Source organism: Halorussus lipolyticus (assembly GCF_029338375.1).
GTDB classification, from domain to species: domain Archaea; phylum Halobacteriota; class Halobacteria; order Halobacteriales; family Haladaptataceae; genus Halorussus; species Halorussus lipolyticus.
Genome location: NZ_CP119804.1, coordinates 2,322,667 through 2,348,840, shown reverse-complemented (window position 1 = coordinate 2,348,840; position 26,174 = coordinate 2,322,667). Strand labels below are relative to the sequence as shown.

General features: G+C 63.7%; 33 protein-coding genes. 23 read left to right on the top strand and 10 right to left on the bottom strand.

The window, feature by feature from the left end:
• Positions 1-173: 173 nt before the first annotated feature.
• From P2T57_RS11925 to P2T57_RS11915, 3 genes are all read right to left on the bottom strand, one after another.
• On the bottom strand, positions 174-1,124 hold the full coding sequence (locus P2T57_RS11925) for an electron transfer flavoprotein subunit alpha/FixB family protein (protein WP_276299438.1): 951 nt from the start codon (positions 1,122-1,124) through the stop codon (positions 174-176).
• Positions 1,121-1,912: an electron transfer flavoprotein subunit beta/FixA family protein gene (locus tag P2T57_RS11920; RefSeq protein WP_276299437.1), complete on the bottom strand. Its 792-nt coding sequence runs from the start codon at positions 1,910-1,912 to the stop codon at positions 1,121-1,123. The genes P2T57_RS11925 and P2T57_RS11920 overlap by 4 nt, the downstream gene beginning before the upstream one ends.
• 98 nt (positions 1,913-2,010) lie before the next feature.
• Positions 2,011-3,195, bottom strand: a complete 1,185-nt coding sequence (locus tag P2T57_RS11915; RefSeq protein ID WP_276299436.1) for a helix-turn-helix transcriptional regulator — start codon at positions 3,193-3,195, stop codon at positions 2,011-2,013.
• 155 nt (positions 3,196-3,350) lie between these two features.
• Here P2T57_RS11915 and P2T57_RS11910 point away from each other — a divergent pair, with 155 nt between their 5' ends.
• Positions 3,351-4,580, top strand: a complete 1,230-nt coding sequence (locus P2T57_RS11910) for a DUF7096 domain-containing protein (RefSeq protein WP_276299435.1) — start codon at positions 3,351-3,353, stop codon at positions 4,578-4,580.
• A gap of 124 nt (positions 4,581-4,704) precedes the next feature.
• Positions 4,705-5,166 carry a type IV pilin N-terminal domain-containing protein gene (locus tag P2T57_RS11905; protein ID WP_276299434.1) on the top strand — a complete coding sequence of 154 codons (462 nt, stop codon included), beginning with the start codon at positions 4,705-4,707 and terminating at the stop codon, positions 5,164-5,166.
• Positions 5,167-5,395: 229 nt separating this feature from the next.
• Here the strand turns inward: P2T57_RS11905 and P2T57_RS11900 are convergent, their stop codons facing one another.
• Positions 5,396-6,022 (bottom strand): methyltransferase domain-containing protein, encoded by a 627-nt coding sequence (locus P2T57_RS11900; RefSeq protein WP_276299433.1) that lies wholly within the window; start codon positions 6,020-6,022, stop codon positions 5,396-5,398.
• 170 nt (positions 6,023-6,192) lie between these two features.
• Between P2T57_RS11900 and ahaH the strand changes: the two genes are divergently transcribed.
• The 8 genes from ahaH to P2T57_RS11860 all read left to right on the top strand — a co-directional run bounded on the left by ahaH (position 6,193) and on the right by P2T57_RS11860 (position 14,384).
• Positions 6,193-6,525 carry an ATP synthase archaeal subunit H gene (ahaH, locus tag P2T57_RS11895; RefSeq protein ID WP_276299432.1) on the top strand — a complete coding sequence of 111 codons (333 nt, stop codon included), beginning with the start codon at positions 6,193-6,195 and terminating at the stop codon, positions 6,523-6,525.
• A complete protein-coding gene (locus P2T57_RS11890) occupies positions 6,512-8,713 on the top strand; it encodes a V-type ATP synthase subunit I (protein ID WP_276299431.1) in 2,202 nt (733 codons plus the stop codon). The genes ahaH and P2T57_RS11890 overlap by 14 nt, the downstream gene beginning before the upstream one ends.
• A 223-nt stretch (positions 8,714-8,936) precedes the next feature.
• Entirely contained in the window at positions 8,937-9,200 is a 264-nt protein-coding gene (locus P2T57_RS11885) for a F0F1 ATP synthase subunit C (protein ID WP_420028541.1), read from the top strand.
• A 23-nt stretch (positions 9,201-9,223) separates the two neighbouring features.
• Positions 9,224-9,805 carry a V-type ATP synthase subunit E gene (locus tag P2T57_RS11880; RefSeq protein ID WP_276299429.1) on the top strand — a complete coding sequence of 194 codons (582 nt, stop codon included), beginning with the start codon at positions 9,224-9,226 and terminating at the stop codon, positions 9,803-9,805.
• Positions 9,802-10,863 (top strand): V-type ATP synthase subunit C, encoded by a 1,062-nt coding sequence (locus P2T57_RS11875; RefSeq protein WP_276299428.1) that lies wholly within the window; start codon positions 9,802-9,804, stop codon positions 10,861-10,863. Before P2T57_RS11880 ends, P2T57_RS11875 begins: the two co-directional genes overlap by 4 nt.
• The gene (locus P2T57_RS11870) at positions 10,860-11,201 is read left to right on the top strand and encodes a V-type ATP synthase subunit F (protein WP_276299427.1); all 342 of its coding nucleotides are present in this window, start codon (positions 10,860-10,862) and stop codon (positions 11,199-11,201) included. The genes P2T57_RS11875 and P2T57_RS11870 overlap by 4 nt, the downstream gene beginning before the upstream one ends.
• Positions 11,198-12,964 carry an ATP synthase subunit A gene (locus tag P2T57_RS11865; RefSeq protein ID WP_276299426.1) on the top strand — a complete coding sequence of 589 codons (1,767 nt, stop codon included), beginning with the start codon at positions 11,198-11,200 and terminating at the stop codon, positions 12,962-12,964. Before P2T57_RS11870 ends, P2T57_RS11865 begins: the two co-directional genes overlap by 4 nt.
• Positions 12,965-12,968: 4 nt before the next feature.
• On the top strand, positions 12,969-14,384 hold the full coding sequence (locus P2T57_RS11860; protein WP_276299425.1) for an ATP synthase subunit B: 1,416 nt from the start codon (positions 12,969-12,971) through the stop codon (positions 14,382-14,384).
• A gap of 207 nt (positions 14,385-14,591) precedes the next feature.
• Here the strand turns inward: P2T57_RS11860 and P2T57_RS11855 are convergent, their stop codons facing one another.
• Entirely contained in the window at positions 14,592-14,885 is a 294-nt protein-coding gene (locus tag P2T57_RS11855; RefSeq protein ID WP_276299424.1) for a hypothetical protein, read from the bottom strand.
• A 125-nt stretch (positions 14,886-15,010) separates the two neighbouring features.
• Here P2T57_RS11855 and P2T57_RS11850 point away from each other — a divergent pair, with 125 nt between their 5' ends.
• The 6 genes from P2T57_RS11850 to P2T57_RS11825 all read left to right on the top strand — a co-directional run bounded on the left by P2T57_RS11850 (position 15,011) and on the right by P2T57_RS11825 (position 18,851).
• Positions 15,011-15,709: a V-type ATP synthase subunit D gene (locus tag P2T57_RS11850; protein ID WP_276299423.1), complete on the top strand. Its 699-nt coding sequence runs from the start codon at positions 15,011-15,013 to the stop codon at positions 15,707-15,709.
• 66 nt (positions 15,710-15,775) lie between these two features.
• Complete coding sequence (locus P2T57_RS11845) at positions 15,776-16,183, top strand: DUF6276 family protein (RefSeq protein ID WP_276299422.1); 408 nt, start codon at positions 15,776-15,778, stop codon at positions 16,181-16,183.
• Between the two features lie 97 nt (positions 16,184-16,280).
• Positions 16,281-16,496, top strand: a complete 216-nt coding sequence (locus tag P2T57_RS11840; protein ID WP_276299421.1) for a DUF6684 family protein — start codon at positions 16,281-16,283, stop codon at positions 16,494-16,496.
• A gap of 146 nt (positions 16,497-16,642) precedes the next feature.
• Positions 16,643-17,116 carry a TRAM domain-containing protein gene (locus tag P2T57_RS11835; protein WP_276299420.1) on the top strand — a complete coding sequence of 158 codons (474 nt, stop codon included), beginning with the start codon at positions 16,643-16,645 and terminating at the stop codon, positions 17,114-17,116.
• An 85-nt stretch (positions 17,117-17,201) separates the two neighbouring features.
• On the top strand, positions 17,202-17,723 hold the full coding sequence (locus tag P2T57_RS11830; RefSeq protein WP_276299419.1) for a Tfx family DNA-binding protein: 522 nt from the start codon (positions 17,202-17,204) through the stop codon (positions 17,721-17,723).
• Between the two features lie 342 nt (positions 17,724-18,065).
• Positions 18,066-18,851, top strand: a complete 786-nt coding sequence (locus P2T57_RS11825) for an SDR family oxidoreductase (protein WP_276299418.1) — start codon at positions 18,066-18,068, stop codon at positions 18,849-18,851.
• Between the two features lie 56 nt (positions 18,852-18,907).
• Here the strand turns inward: P2T57_RS11825 and P2T57_RS11820 are convergent, their stop codons facing one another.
• Positions 18,908-19,036, bottom strand: coding sequence for a hypothetical protein (locus P2T57_RS11820; RefSeq protein WP_276299417.1), 129 nt, complete (start codon positions 19,034-19,036; stop codon positions 18,908-18,910).
• A gap of 225 nt (positions 19,037-19,261) precedes the next feature.
• Here P2T57_RS11820 and P2T57_RS11815 point away from each other — a divergent pair, with 225 nt between their 5' ends.
• Both P2T57_RS11815 and P2T57_RS11810 read left to right on the top strand, forming a co-directional pair.
• Positions 19,262-20,188, top strand: coding sequence for a hypothetical protein (locus tag P2T57_RS11815; RefSeq protein ID WP_276299416.1), 927 nt, complete (start codon positions 19,262-19,264; stop codon positions 20,186-20,188).
• 45 nt (positions 20,189-20,233) lie between these two features.
• Positions 20,234-20,746: a hypothetical protein gene (locus P2T57_RS11810; protein WP_276299415.1), complete on the top strand. Its 513-nt coding sequence runs from the start codon at positions 20,234-20,236 to the stop codon at positions 20,744-20,746.
• A 30-nt stretch (positions 20,747-20,776) separates the two neighbouring features.
• Here P2T57_RS11810 and P2T57_RS11805 read toward each other — a convergent pair whose 3' ends face one another.
• Genes P2T57_RS11805 through P2T57_RS11795 form a run of 3 tightly spaced genes read right to left on the bottom strand, consistent with a single transcriptional unit; the run spans position 20,777 to position 22,414 of the window.
• Entirely contained in the window at positions 20,777-21,823 is a 1,047-nt protein-coding gene (locus tag P2T57_RS11805) for a mannose-1-phosphate guanylyltransferase (protein ID WP_276299414.1), read from the bottom strand.
• A 2-nt stretch (positions 21,824-21,825) separates the two neighbouring features.
• Complete coding sequence (locus P2T57_RS11800; RefSeq protein ID WP_276299413.1) at positions 21,826-22,104, bottom strand: DUF7091 family protein; 279 nt, start codon at positions 22,102-22,104, stop codon at positions 21,826-21,828.
• Positions 22,105-22,144: 40 nt separating this feature from the next.
• Positions 22,145-22,414 (bottom strand): DUF7322 domain-containing protein, encoded by a 270-nt coding sequence (locus P2T57_RS11795; protein ID WP_276299412.1) that lies wholly within the window; start codon positions 22,412-22,414, stop codon positions 22,145-22,147.
• A 223-nt stretch (positions 22,415-22,637) separates the two neighbouring features.
• On the opposite strand from P2T57_RS11795, the gene P2T57_RS11790 reads away from it, so the two are divergent.
• The 4 genes from P2T57_RS11790 to P2T57_RS11775 all read left to right on the top strand — a co-directional run bounded on the left by P2T57_RS11790 (position 22,638) and on the right by P2T57_RS11775 (position 24,979).
• Positions 22,638-23,576 carry a replication factor A gene (locus tag P2T57_RS11790; protein ID WP_276299411.1) on the top strand — a complete coding sequence of 313 codons (939 nt, stop codon included), beginning with the start codon at positions 22,638-22,640 and terminating at the stop codon, positions 23,574-23,576.
• A 1-nt stretch (position 23,577) separates the two neighbouring features.
• Positions 23,578-24,255 (top strand): RPA family protein, encoded by a 678-nt coding sequence (locus tag P2T57_RS11785; RefSeq protein WP_276299410.1) that lies wholly within the window; start codon positions 23,578-23,580, stop codon positions 24,253-24,255.
• A 201-nt stretch (positions 24,256-24,456) separates the two neighbouring features.
• Positions 24,457-24,693, top strand: coding sequence for a DUF8118 domain-containing protein (locus P2T57_RS11780; protein WP_276299409.1), 237 nt, complete (start codon positions 24,457-24,459; stop codon positions 24,691-24,693).
• On the top strand, positions 24,686-24,979 hold the full coding sequence (locus P2T57_RS11775; RefSeq protein ID WP_276299408.1) for a hypothetical protein: 294 nt from the start codon (positions 24,686-24,688) through the stop codon (positions 24,977-24,979). Before P2T57_RS11780 ends, P2T57_RS11775 begins: the two co-directional genes overlap by 8 nt.
• A gap of 124 nt (positions 24,980-25,103) precedes the next feature.
• On the opposite strand, the gene P2T57_RS11770 is transcribed toward P2T57_RS11775, so the two are convergent.
• Positions 25,104-25,508, bottom strand: coding sequence for a universal stress protein (locus P2T57_RS11770; RefSeq protein WP_276299407.1), 405 nt, complete (start codon positions 25,506-25,508; stop codon positions 25,104-25,106).
• A 116-nt stretch (positions 25,509-25,624) separates the two neighbouring features.
• Here P2T57_RS11770 and P2T57_RS11765 point away from each other — a divergent pair, with 116 nt between their 5' ends.
• Positions 25,625-26,155, top strand: a complete 531-nt coding sequence (locus P2T57_RS11765) for a DoxX family membrane protein (RefSeq protein ID WP_276299406.1) — start codon at positions 25,625-25,627, stop codon at positions 26,153-26,155.
• Positions 26,156-26,174 lie beyond the last annotated feature (19 nt).

The window sequence follows — 26,174 nt, the reverse complement described above, 5'->3', positions numbered from 1 at the left end:
GGTGCCCCATCCGTCGCCGGCGGTCGGACTGTCCTCGCGTCGAAGAAATCACTCTATATCTTTCTCGAAAAGGATATGCTGTCTATAAGCAACATCTGGATTGCTGTAGCGCCGAACTACGTCACTGATGCCGTCTCGCTCGCGCAAAAATCCGGACCGAAAAACCGGGGACGCTACTCGAACTGCTCGATGAGTTCCGGAACGACCTCGAACAGGTCGCCGACGATACCGTAGTCGGCGATGTCGAAGATGGGGGCGTTCGGGTCGGTGTTGACGGCGATGATGTTGTCAGCGCCCTTCATGCCAGCGACGTGCTGGACCGCGCCGGAGATGCCGATGGCGAGGTAGACCGTCGGCGTGACGACCTTGCCGGACTGGCCGACCTGCCGGTTCTTCGGAAGCCACCCGTTGTCCACGATGGGACGGGACGAGGCCAGCGTCGCGTCGGTCGCTTCCACGAGGTCACGGATGAGGTCTAGGTTCTCCTCCTCCTCGATACCGCGGCCGATGGAGACGATGAAGTCGGCCTCGCTGATGTCCACGTCGCCGCCGCCAACTTCTTCGAAGCCGGTGACGGTCGAACCCGCGTCGGTGTCGATGTCGGCCTCGAACTCCGCGATTTCGGCGTCACCGACGCCCTCCGCGGCGGGCCACTCTGCTCCTCGGATGGTGACGGCCTGCTGGTCGCCGCCAACCTCGATGGTCGTCTCGACCTTGGAACCGTACATCTCGCGGGTGACGGTCAGACCGTCGTCGTAGTCGAGGTCAACCGCGTCGGTCGCCAGCGGCAGGTCGAGGCTGTTTGCCACGGCGGGCGCGTAGTCGAGACCGTTGACGCTGTTGGGCGTCAGCAGGACCTCGGGGTCCACTTCCGCGTGGAGGGCCTCGACGGCTTGGGCGTACACGTCGTGGTTGAACTCCTCTCCCACCGAGACGGTGTGGATGGCGTCCACGCCCTCGCGGTTGAGGCTGTCGGCGAACGCCTCGGTGTCGCCGCCGACGACGGCGAGGTGCAGGTCGCCGCCGGTCGCGTCGGCGAGTTGGCGACCCGCGGTGATGACCTCGAAGCTCACGTCGCGGAGTTCTCCTCGGCGGTGTTCGGTGACGGCCAGCACGTCACTCATTCTGCCACCCCCTTCTCGCGGAGGACTTCGGCAAGTTGCCCGGCCGTCTCGCTCGCGTCACCTTCGAAGATTTCGGCGTCGCTCTCGCTCTCTGGTTCGTACATCGAAGTCACGTCGAGGTCGCTCTCGATGACTCCGGCGTCGAGACCGAGGTCGTCGAGGCTCTTGGGTGCGATTTCCTTGCTCTGGGCCTGCCGGATGCCGCGCAGACTCGCGTACCGGGGTTCGTTGATACCGGTCTGGATGGTGAGGACCGCGGGCAGGTCGATGTCGGTGAGTTCCTCGACGCCGCCCTCCAGTTCGCGGTGGACGTGCGCGACGTTCTCGTCGGCGTCGTAGTCCAGCGCGTTGACGACCGCGCCCCACTGGAAGCCGAGTTCGTCGGCCAGCGAGACGCCAGTCGCACCGAAGGCGTCGTCGCCCGCCTGCACGCCGCTCAGCACGAGGTCGGGGTCCTCCTCCTCGACCACCGACTTCAGCAGGTTCGTCTTGGTCTCGACGTCGAGGAGACCGGCGTCCTCCAGCGCGTCGTCCCAGACGCGGACCGCGCGGTCCGCGCCCTTCGCCAGCGCCATCCGGATGGTTTCTTCGGACCGCTCGGGACCGATGGTGACGGTCACGACCTCGTCGGCCGGGCCGTCCTCTTTCAACTGGACGGCCTCCTCGACGGCGTAGTCGTCCCACTCGTTCAGGTCGTACTCGAGGTAGCGCTCGTCTACCTCGGTCCCCTCTATCTCGAAGTCGTCGGCGACTTCGGCGACCTCTTTTACAGTCACCAGAACCTTCATGCGCGAAGAATTGCCGCCTTGGGGGTAAACGTTTACGAAACGCCGCCTCCGATGTCGGCGGTTGTCACCGACTGCTGGCAAAACGATGGTCGAGGCGGTCAGTTCACGTCCGCAACGTCCTCGTCGGGGAGCGTGATGAGGTTCTCGCGCCCGATTCGGAGTTTGTCCACGTCGTCGTTCTCGTCCATCTTCGACAGGAGTTGAGAGACCTTGGCGTTCGACCAGTTGGTCTCCGTGACGATTTGGCCCTGCTTCATCCGACCGTCGTTCTCCCGGAGGAGGCGCAGGACGCGCTCCTCGTCGCTCAGCAGTTCCACGTCGGCCTCGTCGTCATCGTCCTCGTCGCCGTCGTCCTCGGCGTCGCTTTCCTGCCCCGCCGTGACGGACGCGGTTGCCGAGGGTCCTCGGGGGTCGTCGGACTCCTCGACTGCGCCGGTGCCAGCGGGGTCCGCGCCGCGTCGCTGGGACCACGCATAGACGCCCGAGGCCCCCAGACCGAAGACCAGCAACACGAGGAGGAGTCCGGGCAGACTCGACAGGTCCGGGAAATCGGACTGGTTCGTCGGACCGGTGTTCTTCGGCGAGAAGGTGACAGAGAAGTCGCCGCGCTCGAACTTCCGCGGACCGTGGTAGCTGATTCGGGTTCCGTTGTGGGGGACGTTCGACCGAGTGACGTAGTGGGACGACGGCCCCACGATGGTCAGCGTCTGGTCGTCGGTCAGCGCGGGAAGCCACGTGTTCGACCCCGTCCAGAACGCGTCGTCCAGCAGAATTCGGTCGTCCTCGATGCGCGTGAAGTTTCGCCACGTGAACGAAAGCGAGAGGCGTCCGACAGTTCCGTTCTCACCGAGTCGGGCGGTCCGAGAGACGTTTCGGAGCGCCATCGAACGCTCGCTGTCGGACCGAGCGCGCTCGACTGCCCGCTGGAAGGTCTTCCGGGTGAACCCGACGTCGGCGTTGCCGTTTCGGTACTGTCGGGCGAGTTTCCGGAAGGCCTCGGTTTCGTTCGCGTCGCGCAGGACGAATCTGGCGGTGACGTTCCAGCGAGCGTTTCCGTGCTCGCCGATGGAGACGTACATGTCGGTACCGTCGCGGACCGTGGCATTCGATACCGTACCGTTTACCGCGGTTGCGGCCGTCGCCGGGACTGGGCCTGTGTCCGCCGAGGAGTCCGAGACGGCGTGGGGGGCGCGCGTCTGGTCCTCCGGCGAGAGGCCCGCCGCGACTCCGGCCACGGAGCTAACGACGAGGAGGACGACGAGGAGGGCGGCAGATGACCGCATACCATCGCGTGAATGCGCCGACAAGAAAATACTTTCCATCCGCAGATAAAACGTCACAACGCTCCGTAAAACGTCTCGGCCGTTCTCGGTTGTTCATCGGTCGTTTCACATTTCCATGGATATTTTAATGATGGGTGCCCGAATATCGGAACGTAATGCGACTCACCCCCGTTATGCTGGCATTACTGCTCGCCCTCTCTCCCGGAGCAGTTGCGATGCAGGCGTCGGCCCCGTCTGCGCCAGTGCCCGCCCAAACCCCCGATACCGTCGGGACCGAATCCGACGGCAACGCGACCGACAGGAACACGACCGACGTGATGACGCTCGGGACCGACTCGGACCGGACGGCCTTCCACTCGCCGTCGCTCGCGCTCGGCAGTTCGCTTGCGATGGGCCACGACGGCCTCCGGACCCAACTCAGCGTCAACGCCCTCAACGCCCAGTTGGAGGCCAGCAACACCGCCGAGAAGAAGAAACAGACGCTGAACCGGTACCGCTACCACATCGAGAACCGCATCATCTCGCTGAAGGCAACCGAGCGACAGGCCACGCAGGCGTTCTCGAACGGCACCATCTCCGAGAGTGAGTACCTCCGGACGCTCGGCCGTATCGACGCCGAGGCCGACCAGATTCGGAAAATCATCGAGACGATGCGCGTCCGGGCAGACGACATCTCCCGCTTCAATCTCGGAACCGAGGCCGACACGCTACGGGGGAAACTCACCACCATCGAGGGTCCGGTCAGGGACCGAATCAGCGCGGCGGTACGCGGCGAAACCGCCCCGCGGAAGGTCTACGTCTCGACTGCGGACACGGGCATCGTCCTCTCGACTATCGACGGTGACACCTACATCCGAGAACTCGTCCGCAAGGACAACCGCGACCCCAGCGCCCCACCGAATCTCTCGCCAATTCAGGCCCAGAACGCGGTTCTGGACCGTTACTCGTGGGCCAGCGAACACCTGCGTGGGACGAACACCTTCCGCTACGGTTCGACCAGCATCCTCTCGGTGTCGGTGACTCACCAGCAGGGCGAACTCGTCGCCTACGTCGATGGCGGCACCGAGAAGGTCTTCAAAGAGGTCCAGTACAAGCAACTCACCGGGAACCATGCGCTCCCGCCGGGTCCCGCTGACGTCAACTCGTCGGAGAACGTCACGCTCGCGGTCAACCGCACCTATCCCGGCGGTCCGCTCCGGGTGAAACTCACCAACGCCACGGGCGCACCCCTGCAGGGCCGGATTACGGTCGCTGGCGATTCGGTCGGCCGGACCGACCCGAACGGCGTCCTCTGGACGCTCGGCCCGTCCGAGGAGTTCCGCGTGAGCGCCATCCACGAGGACACGACGGTCAACGTGACCACGACGCCGGTCGAGGCGTCGTAGCTCACGCAATTGTTTATACGTCTTTCCCAAACAAGGACGTTGATCAAATAACTAATATTCTGCTTCTCGCTTCGTCGGCTACCCACCCGAAGGTTCAAATCCGAGGCCGGGACGAACCCTCGGCGTGTCCACTCGCGCTACCTCTCCTGTCCTCGGTATCGTCCTCCTGCTCGCCATCACCGCGGCGCTCGCGGGGACCGTCGGCACCGTCGCGCTGGGAACGCCGGTCCCGTCGGACTCGCCGCGCGCCGCCATCGACGTGCGAATCGACGCCGATGCGAACCGACTGACGTTCGTCCACCGCGGGGGTGATACCCTCGACACGAGCGCGCTCTCGGTCCGGGTGCGCATCGACGGGACGCTCCTTGACGCCCAGCCACCGGTTCCGTTCTTTTCGGCCTCGGGGTTCAGTCCCGGCCCGACCGGGCCGTTCAACACCGCCGACGACGGCCACTGGACCGCGGGCGAGACGGCGAGTTTCGAGATTGCGAGGACGAACGACCCACTGATTTCGGCCGGTTCGACGGTTTCCGTGACGGTTTCGGTCGATGGAGCGGTGGTCACGGAGGTGGAGCAGACGGCCTGAGGAGCAGTCGTCCGGCGGGGTTCGGTCGAGTGAGGTGGTCGGGGAGTCGGGACGAAGCTAGCTTCAGGTTCGAACACCGGCGGACAAACCGGGGCCGCCGAGCAGTCGGTCACGTTGCGATGACTCCGTGCGTCGCGCGGCGCACGCGAGCGACGCGTCTCGCGCGCCGGAAGTAACTAGATAATCCTCGCAGGGCCGCGAAAATCGTCTGCCGGTGTTCGGCACCGACCTACTCGTCTTCGGGGTCTCGCGCGATGGTCACGAGCGCCACGTCGGGGTTGTAGCTCGGTCCCGTCTCGTAGTGGTGGATGTCCGTGTATCCGGCCTCGCGGAACATCCGGTCGGCCTCCTCGGCGTCGTAGAACAGCATGATGGCGTCGGCCACGCTCCGCATCACCGGCGTCTTGGGGTTGTTCGGGCCGACCACCAACACCTGCCCGCCGGGTTTGACCACTCTGCGCATGTCCCGGAGTGCGGCCACCGGGTTGGGCCAGTACTCGATGGACCCTGACGACCACACCACGTCGAAACTGTCGTCCTCGAAGGGCAGACGCTCGGCGTCGCCCCGGTAGAAGCTCACGGGGTCGTGCTTGCCGAGCTTGTCCCACGCCTTCTCCAGTTGGTGGACGCTCTGGTCCAGTCCGTGGACGTTCTGGGTGTGTTCGAGGAGACCCTCGGTGGCGAACCCGGTGCCACACCCAACGTCCAGCACTCGGTCGCCCTCCTCGATGTCGAGCATCGAGAGGGCTTGGTCGCGCATCTCCTCGTTCCAGATGAACGGGTTGATGGTGTCGTACACCTTCGAGAGATACTTGTAAAAGAGCCGAGCGCGGCTCTTGTCTTCGAGGATACCCATTAGGTGACCGTTAGTACCGCCAGCCAAATAATCCTGCTATTCGGACCGGTCGCCCCAACGACCGCCAATTCTCGGTACCTGTTACCAAGCGAGCGCCGTATCGCCCGTGAGCGCACCGGGAGGTTCCGCAAGTAGTTTATAGGCGCTCCCGCAACTTTCGCGTGATTAGTATGCCGAGGCCAGAGGTTCTCGAACGAATCAAGGAGGCCGAGCAAGAGGCCGACGATATTGTCGCCGAGGCCGAGGAGACGCGCGACCAGCGCATCTCCGACGCTCGGAAAGAGGCGGAAGAAATCCGCCGCGAAGCCGAGGACGAGGCGTCCGAACTGCACGACCAACGCCTCGCCGAGGCCCGCGAGGAAATCGAGGCCGAGCGCGAAGAGGTCCTCGCCGAGGGCGAGGACGAGCGTGAGGAACTCGAATCGCGGGCGCGAGAGAACGAAGACGAGGTTACCGACTACGTGGTAGACCTGTTCGAGGAGGCGGTGCATGCTCAGACCTGAGCGAATGAGCAAGGTGTCCGTGACTGGCTCGCGCGCCGTCATGGACGACGTCATCGAGACCGTCCACGAACTGAATCTGGTCCACCTCTCGGACTACGACGGTTCGTGGGAGGGCTTCGAGCAGGGCGACCCCATCGAGGGTGCCGACAAGGCGTCCGAGAAACTCGTCACCGTCCGCTCACTCGAAAGCATCCTCGACATCGACGGCGAGGACGCCGGACCGAGCCGAATCGTCACCGACGAGGCCCTCGAAGAAGAACTCGAATCCGTCCGGACCGAGGTCAACGAACTCGACGACCGCCGGAGCGAGTTGGAGAACGAACTCCGGAACGTCGAGGAGCGCCTCGATTCGGTCAAGCCCTTCGCGGACCTCGGTATCGACCTCGACCTGCTGTCGGGGTACGAGACCCTACAGGTCGCGGTCGGCGAGGCCGACGAGGACGAGGTTCGACAGGCCCTCAAACGCGCCGACGACATCCGCGAGTTCGGCACGTTCTCCGGCGACGATACTGTCGCTGTCTTCGCGTACCCCGCGGACGCGGCCGACGAGGACGCGCTGGACGAGGTGCTGGTCGGCGTGGACTTCGCCACGCTCGACGTGCCGGACGCCGAGGGAAGTCCCGAGGAGTACGTCGAGGAACTCCAGCACGAGCGCCAGAAGCTCGAATCCAAGCTCGAAAGCGTCGAGAACGAGCTTGAGAACGTCAAACTCGACACCGCCGGCTTCCTGCTGGCGGCCGAGGAGAAGCTCACCATCGACGTGCAGAAGTCCGAAGCCCCGCTCAACTTTGCGACGACCGAGAACGCCTTCGTCGCCGAGGGTTGGATTCCGACCGAGCGATACACCGAGCTGACGACCGCGCTCGGTAACGCGGTCGGCGACCGAGTGGAAATCGACGAACTCGAACGCGCGTCCTACGAGGCCAGCCACACGCCCGGTCACGAGGAGCCTGCCGGTCAGGAAGGTCAGTCCGGAGAGGTCGCCGCCGACGGCGGCACCACGATGGACGACGACCAGCCGCCGGTCGTGCAGGACAACCCCGGCGTGTTCAAGCCCTTCGAACTACTGGTCCAGACCATCAACCGGCCCAAGTACTTCGAGTTCGACCCGACGGTCATCCTGTTCCTGACTTTCCCGGCGTTCTTCGGGTTCATGATCGGTGACCTCGGCTACGGGCTCCTGTACATGGGTATCGGCTACTGGCTGTACAGTTCCTTCGACAACGCGGCGTTCAAGAGTCTCGGCGGTATCGCGCTGTGGGCGGGCGGATTCACGGCGCTGTTCGGCGTGCTGTACGGCGAAGTGTTCGGCTTGCACCTCGTCGCAACCCACTTCTGGGAAGGTGCGCTCGGACTCAAGAGCGCGCCCATGAAGAAGGGTCTCCAGCCCGTCAACGCCGACTACGCGCTGTCGTGGATGGTCGTCTCGATACTCGCGGGACTCCTCCACATGACGGTCGGCTACCTGTTCGGCTTCGTGGAGGAGCTGAGCCACGACCCCGTCGACGCAGTCCTCGAGAGCGGTTCGTGGGTCCTGCTGTTCGGCGGTATCTGGACGTGGATTCTCAGCGCGCAGGCGAGTACCGTGAAGCCCGACTTCCTGTACACCATCTTCGCCGGCGAGCCGTTCTCGTTCGGATTCAGCGGCTTCTCGGCCGAAGTCGGTACGCTCGGTCTCGCCATCGGCGTCGTGGGACTCGTACTCTACATCGCCGGTGAGGTCAAGCACCTCGGTGGTGCCGGACTCCTCATCGGCCTGCTGGAGAGCCTGAGCGTCCTGTCCGACGCGCTGTCGTACACCCGGATTGCCGCGGTCCTGCTCGCCAAGGCAGGGATGGCCTTCGTGGTCAATCTCCTGTTCTTCGGCGTCTACGTGACGGGCGAGGGTAGCCACGCCGCGTGGCACTTCGGACTCGGCCACATGCCCGAAGTCGGAACGATGTACCACGGACACGAGGTGACGAGCATCATGTTCGGCGGACTCGCCCACTCGGGCATCGCCGGAATCGTCGGCGGTCTGCTCATCCTCGTCATCGGCCACCTGCTCGTGCTGGCGCTCGGTGTGACCAGTGCCGGTCTGCAGGCGGTCCGTCTCGAGTACGTCGAGTTCTTCGGCAAGTTCTACGAGGGCGGCGGCAAGGAGTACGAACCGTTCGGTCACGACCGGTCGTACACCACGCAGGACTGACGCCCCGCTCTTTTTCTGCCGAACCGATTCGAAGCGCAACTAACCACCTCTGGCCGCGCCGCAATATCCATTTTCGCTTGTCATTTGGTAGCACAAGTTCCCATTTACGGGGTGTGAGGCGGCGTTATATCCAACTCTTTTGGGAAGCTTTATGACCACAGTAGCGGGAAATACGACTGTCCGGTTACGAGAGCTACGGAGATACTAAACAATGATTCCCGAAATGCTGCTTGCGTTCGCGAACACTGTTGGACCGCTCGCTCAAGAAGGTGCCGCCGCCGCCGAACCGGCTATCCCGCCGACGGCCGCCGCCGCACTCGCAGTCGGCCTCGCGGCCCTCGGTGCGGGATACGCCGAGCGCGGTATCGGTAGCGCGGCCATCGGTGCTATCGCCGAGGACGAGTCGCTCTTCGGTACGGGCCTCATCATGACGGTCCTTCCCGAGACGCTCGTCATTCTGGCGCTGGTCGTCGTGTTCCTCGTCTAAACACCCCCTTTCCCTCTTCATCAATGAGTCTGGACACGGTAGTTGAGGATATTCGAAACGAAGCCCGCGAGCGCGCGAAGGAAATTCGTTCGGAGGGCGATGAGCGCGCAGACGAAATCGTCTCCGAGGCCGAGAGCGACGCCGACGAGATTCTCGCGGAGCAAGAACGGGAAACCGAGCAGACAATCGCCCAAGAGCGCGAGCAGAAGCTCTCCAGCGCCAAGCTGGAAGCCAAGCAGAAGCGCCTCGAAGCCCGACGCGACGTCCTACAGGACGTTCGGGCCTCGGTCGAGGAGCAAATCGCCGGTCTGGAAGGCGACGACCGCGAGGAGCTGACCCGCGAACTGCTCGACGCCGCCAGCGAGGAGTTCGACGACGGCGACACCGTCCGCGTTTACGGCAAGCCCGAAGACGACGAACTGCTCACCGACATCGTGGCGGACTACGACGGCTACGAGTACGCCGGCGAGTACGACTGTCTCGGCGGCGTCGTCGTCGAGAGCGAGCAGTCCCGCCTGCGGGTGAACAACACGTTCGACTCCGTGCTGGAGGACGTCTGGGAGGACAACCTTCAGGACATCAGTAAACGCCTCTTCGAGCAATGAGCGTGAAAGAGACGGACGGAACCTCGAACTACGAGTACGTCACCGCGCGGGTCCAAGCCCGGCGGGCGGCGCTGTTCGACGACGAGGACTACCGGAAACTGGTCCGGATGGGTCCCAGCGAGATTGCCCGCTACATGGAGGAGACCGAGTACGAGGAGGAAATCAACGCGCTCGGCTCCCGGTACGACGGCGTGGACCTCATCGAACACGCCCTGAACCGCAATCTCGCCAAGCACTTCAACGACCTCCTCCGGTGGGCCGACGGTCGGCTCTACGAGTTCATCGCTCGGTACCTCCGGAAGTTCGACGCGTGGAACATCAAGACCGTCATCCGCGGCGTCTACTCGGATTCCGAGAGCGAGGCCGTCGAGGAGGACCTCATCTACGCCGGTGAGTTCGACCGGCAGTTCCTCGACCGGTTGGTCGAAGCCGGTTCCATCGAGGAGGTCGTCGAGATGCTCGACCGCACGCGCTACGGCGAAGCGCTCGCCGAGGCCTACGGTACCTACGACGAGACCGGTGTGCTGATTCCGCTCGAAAACGCGGTTGACCGCACGTACTACGAGGGTCTCATCGGCGGCGTCACCGAGACGGACAACCGAGCGACCCAGCTGTACGTCGAGTTCCTGCAGGCGGAAATCGACTTCCGGAATGCGCGCAACGCGCTCCGAATCGCTCGGTCCGGTGCGGACATCGACCCGACCGATTACTTCATCGAGGGCGGCGAGTTGTTCCGCGCGTCGGAACTGTCCCAGATTTCGAACAGCGTGGACGAACTCGTCACGTTCATCCGCGACAGCACCTACGGCGAGGACCTCTCGGAGGCCCTCGACGAGTTGGAGCGTGCCGACAGCCTCATCGGTTTCGAGCATGCACTCGACGCCGCACTCCTCGAGTACTCCGACCACCTCTCGCACGTCTTCCCGCTGTCGATTTGCCCGGTGTTGGCCTACGTGCTGGCGAAGGAGCGCGAAGTTGACAACATCCGCGCAATCGCTCGCGGCCGCGAGGCCGGTCTGAGCGAGGAGGAAATCGAGAACGAACTGGTGATGCTATGAGTCAGGAAATCGCTGTCGTCGGCAGTCCGGAGTTCACCACCGGGTTCCGCCTCGCGGGCGTTCGGAAGTTCGAGAACGTCCCCGACGACGAGAAGGAGACGGAACTCGACGACGCGGTGTCTCGCGTTCTCGAAGACGACAACGTCGGCATCGTCGTGATGCACGACGAGGACCTCGACTACCTGTCCCGGCAGGTCCGACAGGAGGTCGAGACGAGCGTCGAACCGACGATGGTCTCCATCGGCGGCGGCGCGGGAAGCGGCGGACTGCGCGAGAAAATCAAGCGTGCAATCGGTATCGACCTTATGGACGAAGACGAACAAGGTGACAACGTATGAGCCAAGCAACTGATTCCGAAGCCGTTCGAGAGGACGGCGAAATTGAGAGCGTAAGTGGACCGGTCGTGACCGCCACTGACCTCGACGCCCGGATGAACGACGTGGTGTACGTCGGCGAGGAAGGGCTGATGGGCGAGGTCATCGAGATCGAAGGCAACCTGACGACGATTCAGGTCTACGAGGAGACGTCGAACGTCGCACCCGGCGAACCGGTCGAGAACACCGGCGAACCGCTGTCCGTGGACCTCGGTCCGGGCATGCTGGACTCCATCTATGACGGTGTTCAGCGTCCCCTGACGGTTCTCGAAGACAAGATGGGCGCGTTCCTCGACCGTGGTGTTGACGCACCCGGTATCGACCTCGAAAAGACGTGGGAGTTCAACCCCGAAGTCAGCGAGGGCGACGAGGTTGAACCCGGCGACATCCTCGGCATCGTGCCCGAGACCGAGAGCATCGACCACAAAGTGATGGTCCCGCCCGACTCCGAGGGCGGCGAAGTCGTCACTGTCGAGAGCGGCAACTACAGCGTCGAGGAGACGGTTGTCGAACTCGACACTGGCGAAGAAATCTCGATGCGCCAAGAGTGGCCGGTCCGCGAGGCCCGACCTGCGTCGGACAAGAAGACGCCCCGGACGCCCCTCGTCACTGGTCAGCGCGTGCAGGACGGCCTGTTCCCGCTGGCGAAGGGCGGTACCGCGGCGATTCCCGGCCCGTTCGGGTCCGGTAAGACCGTCACTCAGCAACAGCTTGCGAAGTGGGCCGACGCCGACATCGTTGTCTACATCGGTTGCGGCGAGCGTGGCAACGAGATGACCGAGGTCATTGACGACTTCCCGGAACTCGAAGACCCGGTTACCGGCAAGCCCCTGATGTCCCGCACCTGCCTCATCGCAAACACGTCGAACATGCCGGTCGCGGCGCGTGAATCCTGCGTGTACACCGGTATCACCATCGCGGAGTTCTACCGCGACATGGGGTACGACGTGGCGCTGATGGCCGACTCCACCTCGCGGTGGGCAGAGGCCATGCGCGAAATCTCGTCGCGTCTTGAGGAGATGCCCGGCGAGGAGGGCTACCCCGCGTACCTCGCCGCGCGCCTCTCGGAGTTCTACGAGCGCGCCGGATACTTCGACAACATCAACGACACCGAGGGGTCGGTGACTGTGGTCGGCGCAGTCTCGCCGCCCGGCGGTGACTTCTCGGAACCCGTCACCCAGAACACCCTGCGTATCGTCAAGACCTTCTGGGCGCTGGACGCGGACCTCGCCGAGCGTCGCCACTTCCCCTCGATTAACTGGAACGAGTCGTACTCGCTGTACAAGGAACAGCTCGACCCGTGGTTCGAGGACAACGTGGCCGAGGACTGGCCCGAACAGCGCCAGTGGGCGGTTGACGTGCTGGACGAGGAGGACGAACTCCAAGAGATTGTCCAACTCGTCGGTAAGGACGCCCTGCCCGAGGACCAGCAGTTGACGCTGGAAGTCGCGCGCTACATCCGCGAGGCCTTCCTCCAGCAGAACGCGCTTCACGACGTGGACACCAACTGTCCGCCCGAGAAGTCGTATCTCATCATGGGCGCGATTCGGACGTTCAACGACGAGGCCTTCAAGGCGCTCGACGCTGGCGTTCCGGTCGAGGAAATCACCGACATCGACGCCGCGCCTCGCCTGAACCGTATTGCGACGACTCCCGACGACGAAGCCGACGAGTTCGTCGCCGACCTCGAAGACGAGATGAAAGAACAGCTCCGAGACCTCTACTAGAACGATGAAAGAATATCAAACCATCACGGAAATCAGCGGTCCGCTGGTGTTCGCAGAGGTAGACGAACCCATCGGCTACGACGAAATCGTCGAAATCGAGACGCCGAACGGCGACACCAAGCGCGGACAGGTCCTCGAATCGAGCGACGGTCTCGTCTCGATTCAGGTGTTCGAGGGAACCGAGGGTATCGACCGAAAGAGTTCGGTCCGATTCCTCGGCGAGACGATGAAGATGCCCGTTACCGAGGACCTCCTCGGTCGGGTGCTGGACGGTTCCGGCAACCCCATCGACGGCGGTCCGGAAATCGTCCCGGACCGGCGTGACGACATCGTCGGTGCGGCAATCAACCCGACTGCCCGCGAGTACCCCGAGGAGTTCATCCAGACCGGCGTGTCCGCCATCGACGGCATGAACACGCTGGTCCGCGGACAGAAGCTCCCCATCTTCTCCGGTTCCGGGCTTCCGCACAACGAACTCGCGCTTCAGATTGCGCGACAGGCGACGGTGCCGGAAGAGGAGGAAGCGGGCGACGACGACGAAGGCTCCGAGTTCGCAGTGGTCTTCGGTGCGATGGGGATTACGGCCGAGGAGGCCAACGAGTTCATGGAGGACTTCGAGCGCACGGGCGCACTCGAACGCTCCGTGGTCTTCATGAACCTCGCGGACGACCCCGCAGTCGAGCGGACGGTCACGCCGCGCCTCGCCCTGACCACCGCAGAGTACCTCGCGTTCGACAAGGGCTACCACGTGCTGGTCATCCTCACGGACATGACCAACTACTGTGAGGCCCTGCGCGAAATCGGTGCCGCGCGTGAGGAGGTTCCGGGCCGACGTGGCTACCCCGGTTACATGTACACCGACCTCGCGCAACTCTACGAGCGTGCCGGACGTATCGAGGGCAGAGAGGGGTCTGTCACGCAGATTCCCATCCTCACGATGCCCGGCGACGACGACACCCACCCGATTCCGGACCTGACCGGTTACATTACCGAGGGTCAGATTTACATCGACCGGGACCTGAACTCGCAGGGCATCGTCCCGCCCATCAACGTCCTGCCGAGTCTCTCCCGACTCATGGACGACGGGATTGGCGAGGGCCTGACCCGCGAGGACCACGGCGACGTGTCCGACCAGATGTACGCCGCGTACGCGGAGGGTGAGGACCTGCGTGACCTCGTGAACATCGTCGGCCGAGAGGCCCTCTCCGAGCGTGACAACAAGTACCTCGACTTCGCCGACCGGTTCGAAGAGGAGTTCGTGGACCAAGGCTTCGACACGAACCGCGACATCGACGAGACACTCGACATCGGTTGGGACCTCCTGAGCATGCTCCCCAAGGAGGAACTCAACCGCGTGGACGAGGAACTCATCGAACAGCACTACGTCGAGGACGAAGCCGAAGAAGTCGCCGCGGACTGATTTCCGCAACAACGTCTTCGCATTCTTTTTAGCGGTGAACGACTTCGATGCCCTGCATAGCGCAGGCTTTCTCGACTTGTGGGTCGGTTCCAGTACAGACGAGAACGAGAGATTCGACCTCGATATTCCAGTCGTTGCGTAGTAGTTCGCGGTATCCGACGAGTTGTCCCAGTCCCTTCAGGGTTGGGTCGCCGCTCTTGGCTTCGATTATCCTCGCAGTTTCGCTGTTGAACTCGCCGCTCTCCCACAGTCCTCTGTAATGGCGAGGTTGTACGAGTCGGTCACTATTGACGAGTTCAACGCCGGACTCCTCGAAGGCGTACTGCTTCGGCGGGTCTTGTGACCGAGACGTGAGACACAGCGCATCGATTTCCTTTGTCGCCCCATCGTGATTTCCGCATCGGCCTCAAGCGAGAAGCCGACAGGTACGTTGAGGTGCCAGTCGCCGTTCGGAGACGTTGCCGACTGTACGTATTCTTTCAGAACGTCGTCGTGAGCCATACGTTCAGTTCTGATTTCTGATAACATAAATCGTGGCTTAACGCCGACTTCCCGAGGTTCGGCCTTCATCTCGTCGCCGCCGACTGTAAAAGGTTAACCCCCTTGAGCCACAAACTCCCCCTAAGATGGCCAAGGACGTCAAGCCCACTCGGAAGAACTTGATGCAGATTGAGGACCGCATCGAGCTTTCCGAGAGGGGCCACGACACGCTGGAGAAGAAGCGTGACGGTCTCATCATGGAGTTCATGGATATCCTCGACCAAGCCCAAGACGTGCGTTCGGGCCTCGAGGACGACTACGAACTCGCCCAGCAGAAAATCAACATGGCTCGCGCGATGGAGGGCGACGTGGCGGTCCGCGGTGCCGCGGCCGCGCTGAAAGAACACCCCGAAATCACCACCGAGTCCAAGAACATCATGGGCGTCGTCGTGCCCCAAATCGAGTCCAGCAAGGTCCGGAAGGGCTTGGACGAGCGCGGGTACGGCGTCCTCGGGACCAGCGGTCGCATCGACGAGGCCGCCGAGGCCTACGAGGAGCTTCTCGAAAGCATCATCCTCGCCGCAGAGGTTGAGACGGCGATGAAGAAGATGCTGACCGAAATCGAGACGACCAAGCGCCGCGTCAACGCGCTGGAGTTCAAGCTTCTGCCCGAACTCAAGGAGAATCAGGAGTACATCGAGCAGAAACTCGAAGAACAGGAGCGCGAGGAGATTTTCCGCCTCAAGAAAATCAAGGCCAAGAAGGAGGCCGAGGAGAAAGAGGAGCGCGCCGCCGCGGAAGCCGAGGCCGACGAGGCCGCCGAGACGGTTACTGCGGACGACTGAGCGACCGGAATCTGTTCTCCCTTCGACTTCACCTACGCTTTTCGTCGTGCCCGACCAACCGCCGGTATGCCCTGTCCAGAGTGTACAAGTGAACAGGTAGCGTTTCGCGTCCCCGCCGAGTTGCAGGAGTATCTGCCAGAGGAGACCGAAACGGCCGCGATTTGTACCGTCTGTCTGGCGCTCGTCCTCGGCGACGCTTCGGTTGCGGAGTCGCCCCCGGAATCGCCCGACTTCGACCGTATCTCGGACGCATTTCCGGGCGGTGACGCGGGGGTAGCGATGGCGCTCGCGGTCGGTCTGCTGGACTCGCTGGCGCTCTACCGGTCGGAGTTGGCGGGCCTGCTGGAGCGCGTCGAGCGCGCCGGGACCGACCCGCTCCTCGTCTTGGACCGACTGGATGCCGACCCCGAACTGGAACCACACTTCGACGTGGACCGCCGGCGGACGCAGGCCGAGCAGTTGCTCTACGGCTGAGGCGTCGCTCGTCCTCGGGTCAAGCGACCGTTTCGTCGGCGGTAATCCGGCGCTAGCCGGTGACGTTATGCCTATTCGTCCCGTTTCGAATTTCGTCATGGCCAACTCAGTCTTCGACAGGGAAACGATGCTGGACATCACGGTCAACATCGTTCCGCTCGTCATCTTGGGGTTCTTTATCGTCTACACTCTGATTTGGTCGCCGTACCCGACCAACTGGTTCATCGAGGGCATCGCGCTCGGCCTGCACATCATCCCGTTCGTCCTCCTCGCGCTGTTGACCTACATCTCTGCGCGAGCAATCGAGGGCTAAAGTCACGGGAGAGGCGCGACGACCGAGCGGCGGTTTTTCATCAACGCTTTGCGAGCGAGGAAGTTCGCCGCAGGCGAAGTTCCGAGCGCAGTAAAAGGTTGGGTCGGTACGTAAAGATTTAGGCGCACCGGCAAGTAGCCACAGGCATGCCGGACTGTCCACTCGCCGACGATTGCCCGAGTTTTCAGGAGCGTATCGAGGGAATGGGATGCCAACACTACGGTGACCGCGGCGGGGCCGAGTGGTGCGACCACTACAGTCAGCCGATTCGGGACCTCAAGACCGCGCCCGTCAAACCGGGCGAGGAGGTCGTCGTCACGGTCGAAGACATCCACGAGAGCGGTGCGGGCGTGGGTCGAACCGAGGACGGCTTCATCGTCATGGTCGATGGCGTTCTGCCCGACGCTCGCGCGAAGGTCAAAATTACTAACGTCAAGTCCAACCACGCCCGCGCCGAGGAGCTAGAGCGCCTGCCGATGGAGGGCGAAGACGACGACTCCGACGGCGAGGCTGACGCCGAGGCCGACTCCGAGGATGCAGACGCCCCCGAGGACGACGCCGAAGACGACGGCCCCTCGCGGCCCCAACTCGGAAGCCGCGACAACTTCTGGGGGAGCTAACTCGTCGGACGGGGCGTCAGCCGCGTCGTAGGGTGGACAGTCCCAACAGCGTTCAGTTCCGGCGGTCCGGACGGTCCGTAATCGTTTGCAGTCGCGCGGGTTTTTTGCTCACGAGCGCGTAGCCACGACCATGAGCGACGAGTACGACGCCGACGAACTCCTCGACCGGGCGGGGTTCGACGCTGAACAGAGCGTGCTGACCCGCCGACAGGCCGAGGTGCTGGCTCTGCGCGAGCGAGGAGTCGCGCAGGCGGACATCGCCGAGACGCTGGGCACCTCGCGGGCCAACGTCTCCAGCGTCGAGGCCAGCGCCCGCGAGAACGTCCGGAAGGCACGCGAGACGGTGGCGTTCGCCGAGGCCCTGCGCGCGCCGGTCCGGGTCGTGGTCGAGGAGGACACCGACCTCTACGACGTACCCTCGCGGGTCTACGACGCCTGCGACGAGGCGGGCGTGAAGGTCAACCACGCCGCCCCGGAGTTGATGAAGCGCGTGAGCGACGAGGCCGGGGACGCGGTGGAAGGTCGGGAAGTCCACGAGGACCTCCTCATCGGCGTCACGACCGACGGCGAGGTGACGGTGCGGAAATCGCGGGAAGTCCGGCGATAAAGATACCACGGCTCTTTCGCGTGACCCATCCGCGTTTTTCAGAACGAACGCTTTCTGACCAGAACGCAAAGAACCTATAAACCTAAAAATGTATAGCTGTGCGCGAGCGTCGAGACGTGGCGTAATGAGCCTGTTCGACCATGCCCGAGTGGGCGTGGGGACAGGAACTACGTCCTCTGTCTACGGAGTGTACTATTCCATCTAGAACACAATATGATGTCTTGAAATATATATGTATTTCTTAAACAATTGTATTTATTTCTGTTTGGCACTCTATCTCGTATCTTCTGAGCGATTACCGGCACCCCGACACCTTTTATCTCGGCCGTCGAATCCCCGCGCATGGACCTCGGATTAGACGGCAATTCGGCACTCGTAACGGCGAGTTCGAGCGGACTCGGCCGGGCCTCCGCGAAGGCCCTCGCCGAGGAGGGCGCGAACGTCGCCCTCTGCGCTCGCGGCGAGGAGCAACTCCAAGACGCCAAGGCGGAAATCGAGTCGGCGGGCGACGGCGACGTGGTGGCGGTCCAGACCGACATCACCGACCCCGACGAAATCGAGGCGCTGGTTGACGCCACCGTTGACGAGTTCGGCGGACTCGACCATCTCGTGACCTCGGCCGGTGGTCCCCCCAGCGGCACCTTCCTCGACACCACCGAGCGCGACTGGTACGAGGCCTACGACCTGCTGGTGATGAGCGCGGTCTGGTTGAGTAAGGCCGCCCACCCGCACCTCGTGGAGAGCGACGCCGGCACCGTGGTCAACGTGACCTCGACCAGCGTCCGCGAGGCCATCGACGGGTTGGTCCTCTCGAACGCGGTCCGGCGCGGCGTCATCGGCCTGATGAAGACCCAAGCCCGCGAGTGGGCACCCGACGTGCGGGTCAACGCCGTCCTGCCCGGTGCCCACGAGACGCCCCGGATTCAGGAACTCGTGGAGGCCGCCGTCGAGCGCGGCGAGTACGACACCTACGCCGAGGGACTGGCGTCGTGGGCCGACGACATCCCGCTGAATCGAGTGGGCCAACCGAAAGAACTCGGCGACGCGGTGGCCTTCCTCTCCAGCGAACGCGCGAGTTTCGTCAACGGCGTCTCCCTGCCGGTGGACGGCGGCCGCCTCCGAAGCTAATCCCGACGCGACTCCCGCGGTTCGGTTTTCACGATTCGACTCTCACGACTCGATTCTCACGATTCGGTTTTCTCGACTATCTCCTCGGCCTGCCTCTCGGCGGTCTCGTCGTCGGGGTCGCGGAACCGGACGTGGACGTAGTCGTCGGTCTCCTCCACGATTTCGCCGTCGAGTGTCTCGGACATGACGGTCGAATCACGACGTTCAGAATCAAAATTCGGCTGGTCGTCCCGGTCGGTCGATTCGGCCCGAATCGCCGTCCTCGTGTCACGTGAATCGTGCATATAAACTGTGGTTATTTCTGCCTTATTTACAACCTCAAGCTATATATTATACCACTTCGGCCAGATTATTAATATACACGAACAGATAGGATAGTATATATACTATCTCTCGAACCGTTAATTGCGATGAAAAATAAGAAAATCTCGCGGCGGTCGGCCCTCCGTTCGATTGCCGGTGCTGGACTCGCGGTCGGTTCTATCGGAACTGTGAACGCTCGACGACGCTCGGACTCCGAGCAGACCTACATGCAAGCCGTCCGACTCCGGAGTCGCCTCAAGAAGCTTCAGCAACTCCCCGCGGGAAGTCCGGAAGCGAAACGACTCGAAGCCGAAACCCGTCCCGGTTTCCAACAGTATCTCTCACAGGACCCCCGAGAGGCCTTCCGAAACTACCTCACGAACGCTGGCTTCAGCTGGAGCTTCGCCCACGGAGAGCGAGTCTCTGAGGAGGACGAGGAGGTTGGAACGCAGGCCTACGACATCTCGAAACTGAGCATCGACATCACCCTCACCATCGACTGCTACAACGAGAACGAGGTGTTCGTGGACTGCTTCTGGGACTTCGACCCGAAATGTACGACGTATGCGTGGGAGAAGAACGGCGGAAATTCCCCCAACGACGTTATCGGGATGTATTGGCCCTCGACGGACTACAGCCGAATCGACAACTCCGAGTACACGACGAACAAGTACGTGCTGGTCGGCGGAGAGTACGGCGACCTCGACAGTAACGGAATCGCCGCCGAGTTCAACGACGCGGACGCTTGGTACTTCCAGTCCGACGCTACCGAACCAGACTGCTCCGGACTCTCGGCCGGGGTCGGTATCTACGGCGGATACGGCTGTAAGGCAATCCAGAACAACCCCGAGGACCGCCCGGCGACGCGACTCGTCTCCGGCGATTACCGCCACACGCAAGGGAGTTGCGGCATCAACTCGGTCGGTATCGGAACCGGCGGTCTGAGTGTCGGTTACTCCTGTGGCGACCCGCTGGTCTGGGACTACACCCTCGACGAAGGCGAGGACGGGTCTAGCTCGAACTGCGCGCCGTAGGAACCGGTTGCAAGGCTTAATACCCCTCGATTTCAACACAAGCTAATGAATCGCCGTAAATTTTTGTCCGGTATATTCGCGTCTGGCGTGGGGTCGGGAGTCGTTCTCAAGTCGCTGTTCGATGCGAGCGACGGCGCTCTGTCCGACGACCCGTCGGTCGTACACAGATACACGACGGCGGAACCCTCTCGTTCGGTGGTCGATGGCGGACCGAGCGCCAACGGCCGGGGCTACTACGCGACGCTCGTCCGGTCTGCGGACGAGGCCGGTCGTATCTTCTCGCCGTCGCGTCTCCCGACGAACCCGGACGACTGGGCAGACATCGACTACTCGAAGTACTTCGTCGCCTGTTTCGTCTCCCGGTATCGAGTGACCGAAGACGGGCGGGCGGTGGGGGACCGACCGTTGACGCGATTCGCCGACGGGAAACTCCGTTTCGAACTCACCGTCCCCGCTGGTGGATTCGCTCCCGCCGATGGTGTCTACACCGTCGTCGAAAAGTGGGAAAAGAACGGCGTCACGCCGGACGCGGCAGTCGTCACCCTGCGTTTCGAGTAACCTGCCCGCCCGAAAACGCTATTTTCCGAGCTAAAACTCGCCTCGCTCGCGCAGTTTCGCCACAACCTCTCGAACTCGCTGAGCATCCGCTTTCGGCGCGACCAGCACCCGGTCGCCATAGGCCGCGACGACCAGTCCCTCGACGCCGACCGCGCTGATGTGGGTCTCGTCGTCCCCTGCAATCACGTTGTCCGCGGCGTCGATGGCGAGGCCCTCGCCCAGAATCGCGTTCCCGTCCTCGTCGGTTTCGACCACGCGCTCGATTGCGTCCCACGCGCCCACGTCGTCCCACTCGAAGTCGGCGGGCACGACGTAAGCGTCGTCGGTCCGCTCCATCACCGCGTAGTCGATGCTGACCGGTTCGATTTCGCGGAATCCGCGCTCGGGTTCCCCCTCCTCTAAGGTCGTTACGAGCGGACCGAGCGGCGAGTCGCGGGCCTCCCGGAGGAGGGCCTCGGGCGTCCACGCGAACAGTCCCGCGTTCCAGTAGAAACCGTCGTCTACGAACTGGCTGGCGGTCTCGTCGTCGGGCTTCTCGTGGAACTGCTCGATTTCGGCCCATTCACTGCCCGAAGCGCCCGGTTGGATGTACCCGTATCCCGTGGCAGGTCGGGTCGGTTCCACGCCGAACGCGACCAACCCCCGCGTTTCGACTGCACTGCGGACTGCCCGGCGGGCTGTTGACTCGAAGTCGCCCCGAATCAGGTGGTCGCTCGGGACGCACAGCAGGACGCACTCGCCGACCTGCTGGCGGATGCGGTGGGCCGCGTAGACCAGCGCCGGGCCGGTGTCCTTGGCCTCGGGTTCGGCGAGGACGCCCGCCTCGGGGGCCTCCTCGCGCACCCTGTCGGCGTGAGAGTCGGCGGTCGAGACGTAGATTTCGTCGGCGAAGCGCAGGCGCGAGACGGTCTGGGACAAGAGCGACTCGTCGCCGTTCGCCCCGAGCGAGAGGAACTGCTTGGGCCGGTCGGACCTGCTCGCGGGGTAGAGGCGAGTTCCGGTGCCTCCGGCCATCACCAGCGCGACGACGGGCCTGTCGAGCGAATCGCTCGGGTCCTCGGAATCGGACGCCGACATCGCTACCACGTCTCGATTCGGCCGTCGCGCACGTCTCGGACGCATCCCTCGCAGTCGGGGTGGTCGGGGTCGAAGCAGACCGGGCGGGCCTCGGTGTCCAACTCGACGGCCCGGCGCTCGGCGTACCGCCGACAGACGATTCTGGCCCTGCCCTCGTCGTCTTGGGGCAGGTCCGCCAGCGCGGCCTTCCGGGCGTTAGCGTAGGCCCGCTTGGCGTCGGCGTACTGACGCCCCGCGGACCGAATCTTCGAGCGGAGGAAACTTTCGAGGCGGTCGTCCATTTGACAGGGTGTTGGAGGCCGGGAAAGATAGGTTTGTTCGTCAAGTCACGGTCCGACGCTGGAACTGCCGGTAGACCGCTCCCGCGACGCCGAGTCCGAGGAGTCCGGCGAGTATCAGCGAACCACCGACCAGTCGCTGGCCGCGGAACGCGACGAGCATGGTCCCGAGCGCGACTCCGAGGACGGCGGCCTGAAGCAGGACCGCCAGCAGAGCGAACGCTTTGAGCGTCTCCGCCGACCCCTCCCCGAGCGCCCGCCGGATATTTCGGTCGGCCTCCTCGTCCTCTCGGGAGGGCGGTCCGAAGAACATGGTTCCAGTTGGAGGCCGAGGGTGATAGTCGTGTGGTGGATTTTCGGTCGGTGTGGCCGGTTTCGGCGTGGCGCTCGCGTCGGAGACAAGCGAAGAAAACCGGACGGAGCGGCTCTGAGGGTTTCAGTTTCACTTTCACTCCGGAGACACCGAGGTTTTTATACCATAGCGCACAAACCAGTCGCATGTCTCCCGAAGAAAACGACGCGGAGACGGATACACCATGAGCGATGTGCGCCAGCACGCCGAAGAAATACGCGAACAGTTCTCCGAGCATCTCGACCTGACAGCCGACGACATCGAGGAGCGCCTCGACAACCTCGTCAACGAGTACCGGGTGCCTCTCGAGGAGGCCCGCCGGAGCGTCGTCAGCCACTACCTCGACGAAGCCGGATTGGAGCGCGACGACATCCGGAGCGGCGGTGGCGGCGGCACCGAGGAGGTCAACGTCGAGGACGTGACCGAGGACGAGCAGTGGCTCGGCCTCACAGCCAAAGTCGTGGACCTCTGGGAACCCCGGAGCGATGCGGTCGGGCAGGTCGGACTGCTCGGCGACGAAACGGGCACCATCAAGTTCACCAAGTGGGCCGACTCCGACCTCCCCGAACTGGAGGACGGTGCGGTCTACCGCTTCGGAAACCTCGTCTCCGACGAGTATCAGGGCGACTACTCGGTGAAACTCAACCGGACGACCACCATCGAGGAGGTCGATGAAGACATCGAAGTCGGCGACGACTCGGCCGAGGTCGAAGGCGCGCTGGTGGACATCCAGAGTGGGTCCGGACTCATCAAACGCTGTCCGAACGAGGACTGCACCCGCGTCCTCCAGAACGGGCGGTGTTCCGAACACGGCGAAGTCGAAGGCGAGTTCGACCTCCGCATCAAGGGTGTCATCGACGACGGCACCGAGGTCCACAAGGTTATCTTCGACAAGGACGCCACCGAGGAGTTGACCGACATCGGTCTCGAAGAAGCACAGGACATGGCGATGGACGCCCTCGACACCACCGTCGTCGCCGAGGAGATGCGCGAGAAGACCCTCGGTCTCTACTACCGCGTATCCGGGCCGACGATGGGCCGGTATCTGTTGGTCAACGAGATGGAGGAACTCGCCGGGCCGACGGATGCCGAGGAAGTGCTGATTAAAGCGAGGTCGATGTGAAATGTCTGGAACACCCACCCGAGAGGTCGCCCGCCGCGTGTTCGCCGGCGAGTTCAACGACGCGACCCACACGTTCAAGGAATCGGACGAGGAGCGCGCGCCGCTGTACGCCCTACTGCCGACGGGCGAGCGAGCGAATCGAATCTTCATCGTCGGCACGCTGACCGAAACCGAGGACGTCGGCGAGGACAGCGAGTACTGGCAGGGCCGCGTCGTGGACCCGAACGGCGACCCGTTCTTCGTCTACGCCGGCCAGTACCAACCCGAGGCCGCGAGCATGCTCCGAGAACTCGAACCGCCCGCCTACGTGGCGATTACGGGCAAGCCCCGGACCTACGAAACCGACGACGGCAACGTCAATGTCTCCGTGCGGCCCGAGTCCATCACGCAGGTTGACGCCGACACTCGGGACCGCTGGGTAGTCGAGACGGCAGAGCAGACCCTCGACCGCATCGAGTCGTTCGACCCCGAGGTCAACGAGTACGACGGGATGGTCGAGTCGGAGTACGACCGGCCGCTCGAAACCTACCGCCAACTCGTCATCTCGGCGCTCGAAAGCCTCGAAGACATGCCCAGTGGCGACGACGGGTCGGCAGACGACCCCGAATCCGCCGATGCGGCCGAAAACGCTGACGCGGCCGAGGACGCCGCCGACGCCGAACCCGGCCCGCAGGCCTGACCTGCGCGCTCGGACCGAACTGAACCGACCTGCAACCGACTTTCGAGGGGGAACGCGCGAGACTTACCGGGGGTGGCAGAGAGACAGGGGACCAGCGAGATACCGCGAGAATCGTACTCCGAACAGCCCAGCGACCGCGCTTCGAAATGCGCCGGGTGGGACCAGCACCCGAACGCTGGGCGTGCCTAGCGAGCAAGCCCAATGTCCACGAATACGTCACGGTCACAAGAAAGTACCGGGAGCGCCACCGGACCGCACGACGGCCGGGACAGCGACGGCGACGTAGACCACCGCTACTGGCGGTGTGAGCGATGCGGCCTCGAATCGACCGACCCGCGACTCAGCAAGGGGTGTTTTTGGTGCGGGTCGCGGCGCTCGTCCGCCGACGACGGTTCCGCCGAGACGCCCGCCCGCCTCGCCGAGGAGTCCGATGGTTGACGAGCGCGAGTCGCCCAGTGCGGGGTGGCGCGAGGTCTACCATGAGATGGACGCCGACACCCGAATCGAGGACCCGACCGTCCCCTGTCCGGACTGCGGTCGGGCCTGCCAGCACATCGCCCGAGACGTGTACGACTGCGCCGAACACGGTCTGTTCCGCGCGTCCGCCGAGAGCGCCGGACCGAACAGAGACGAGCGCGAGTCGCGGGATTCCGACGAGTCCGAGTCGCCCGAGGCCGGCGACGAGACGACCCGCCGAGCGCGGTGGTCGTCCGGGCCGGTTTGAGCGCCCGGAGTGCCGCGACACCGCTCCGTGCGCGACCGAGTAGAGCAATCAGAGTACTACTCTCGAAAACAATTTCATTTCTTTAAGAATTGTATATGTGTATATTCCTGCGGGCGGTCGCCGGCTACTCGCCCGCGCCGTCTGCGCCGACCACCAGCACCGGCCGGTCGGCCTCCAAAATCACCTGCTGGGTGACGCTCCCGAAGATGGCCTTGCCGGTCGGCGACCGCTTTCGGGGGGCCAGACACAACAGGTCGGCCCCGATGTCGTCGGCGGTTTCGAGGACCGCCCGGACAGCGTCACCGCTCGACTCGGCGTAGTCTACCTCGATGTCCTCGTCTTCGAGGAGTTCCGCGGCCCGGCGCACCGCCGCGACCTGCTGGACCGACGCGCCCTCGGGATTGTCGTCGGCGAAGTCGTGGAACAGCGTCACCGCCACGTCGCCGTTCCGGGGCAGGTCGGCGATGGCTCTGGCTTGCTCTACCGCGCGCTCCTCGTCGGTGCCGATGGCGGCCAAGATTCGGTACATGTCCCACGCTTCGCTGTCGCCGTCGATAAGCCGAGGCCCCGATTTTCAGCTTCTGGGACTCGCGGCCCCGGTTTAAGGGTTTCCCCGAACAAGTACCGCATGTGAGGTGACCACCGATGTCCACTCGTGAACTCGAAGCCGAACTGTTCGGGCGGCGCACCAATTTCACGTACTCCGAGACGTGGGTCGGGTACGCCCTGCTGGCCCTGCGTCTGGTGATGGGGTGGACGCTGTTCTACGCCGGCATCACGAAGGTCCTCGACCCCTCGTGGTCCGCCAAGGGCTTCCTGCTCAACGCGATTCCGGCGGGCAACCCCTTCGGCGGTCTCTGGACCACGCTGGCCAACGACTGGTTGTGGCTCATCGACCCGCTCAACCAGTGGGGCCTGACGCTGGTCGGACTCGCGCTCCTGCTCGGCGCGTTCGTCCGCTGGAGCGCGTTCTGGGGCGCGGTGATGATGGTGTTCTACTGGGCGGCGAGCCTGCCGCTGGCGAACGGCCTCGTCATCGACTCACACATCGTCTACGCGATGCTCCTGTTCGGTCTCGGGGCGTTCGGCGCGGGCCGCATCCTCGGCCTCGACGAGTTCCTCGAAGACGCGGAGTTCGCAAAACGGAACCGTTGGCTCCGGTACCTGATGGGTTGATGGCGCGGCCCTCCCCATC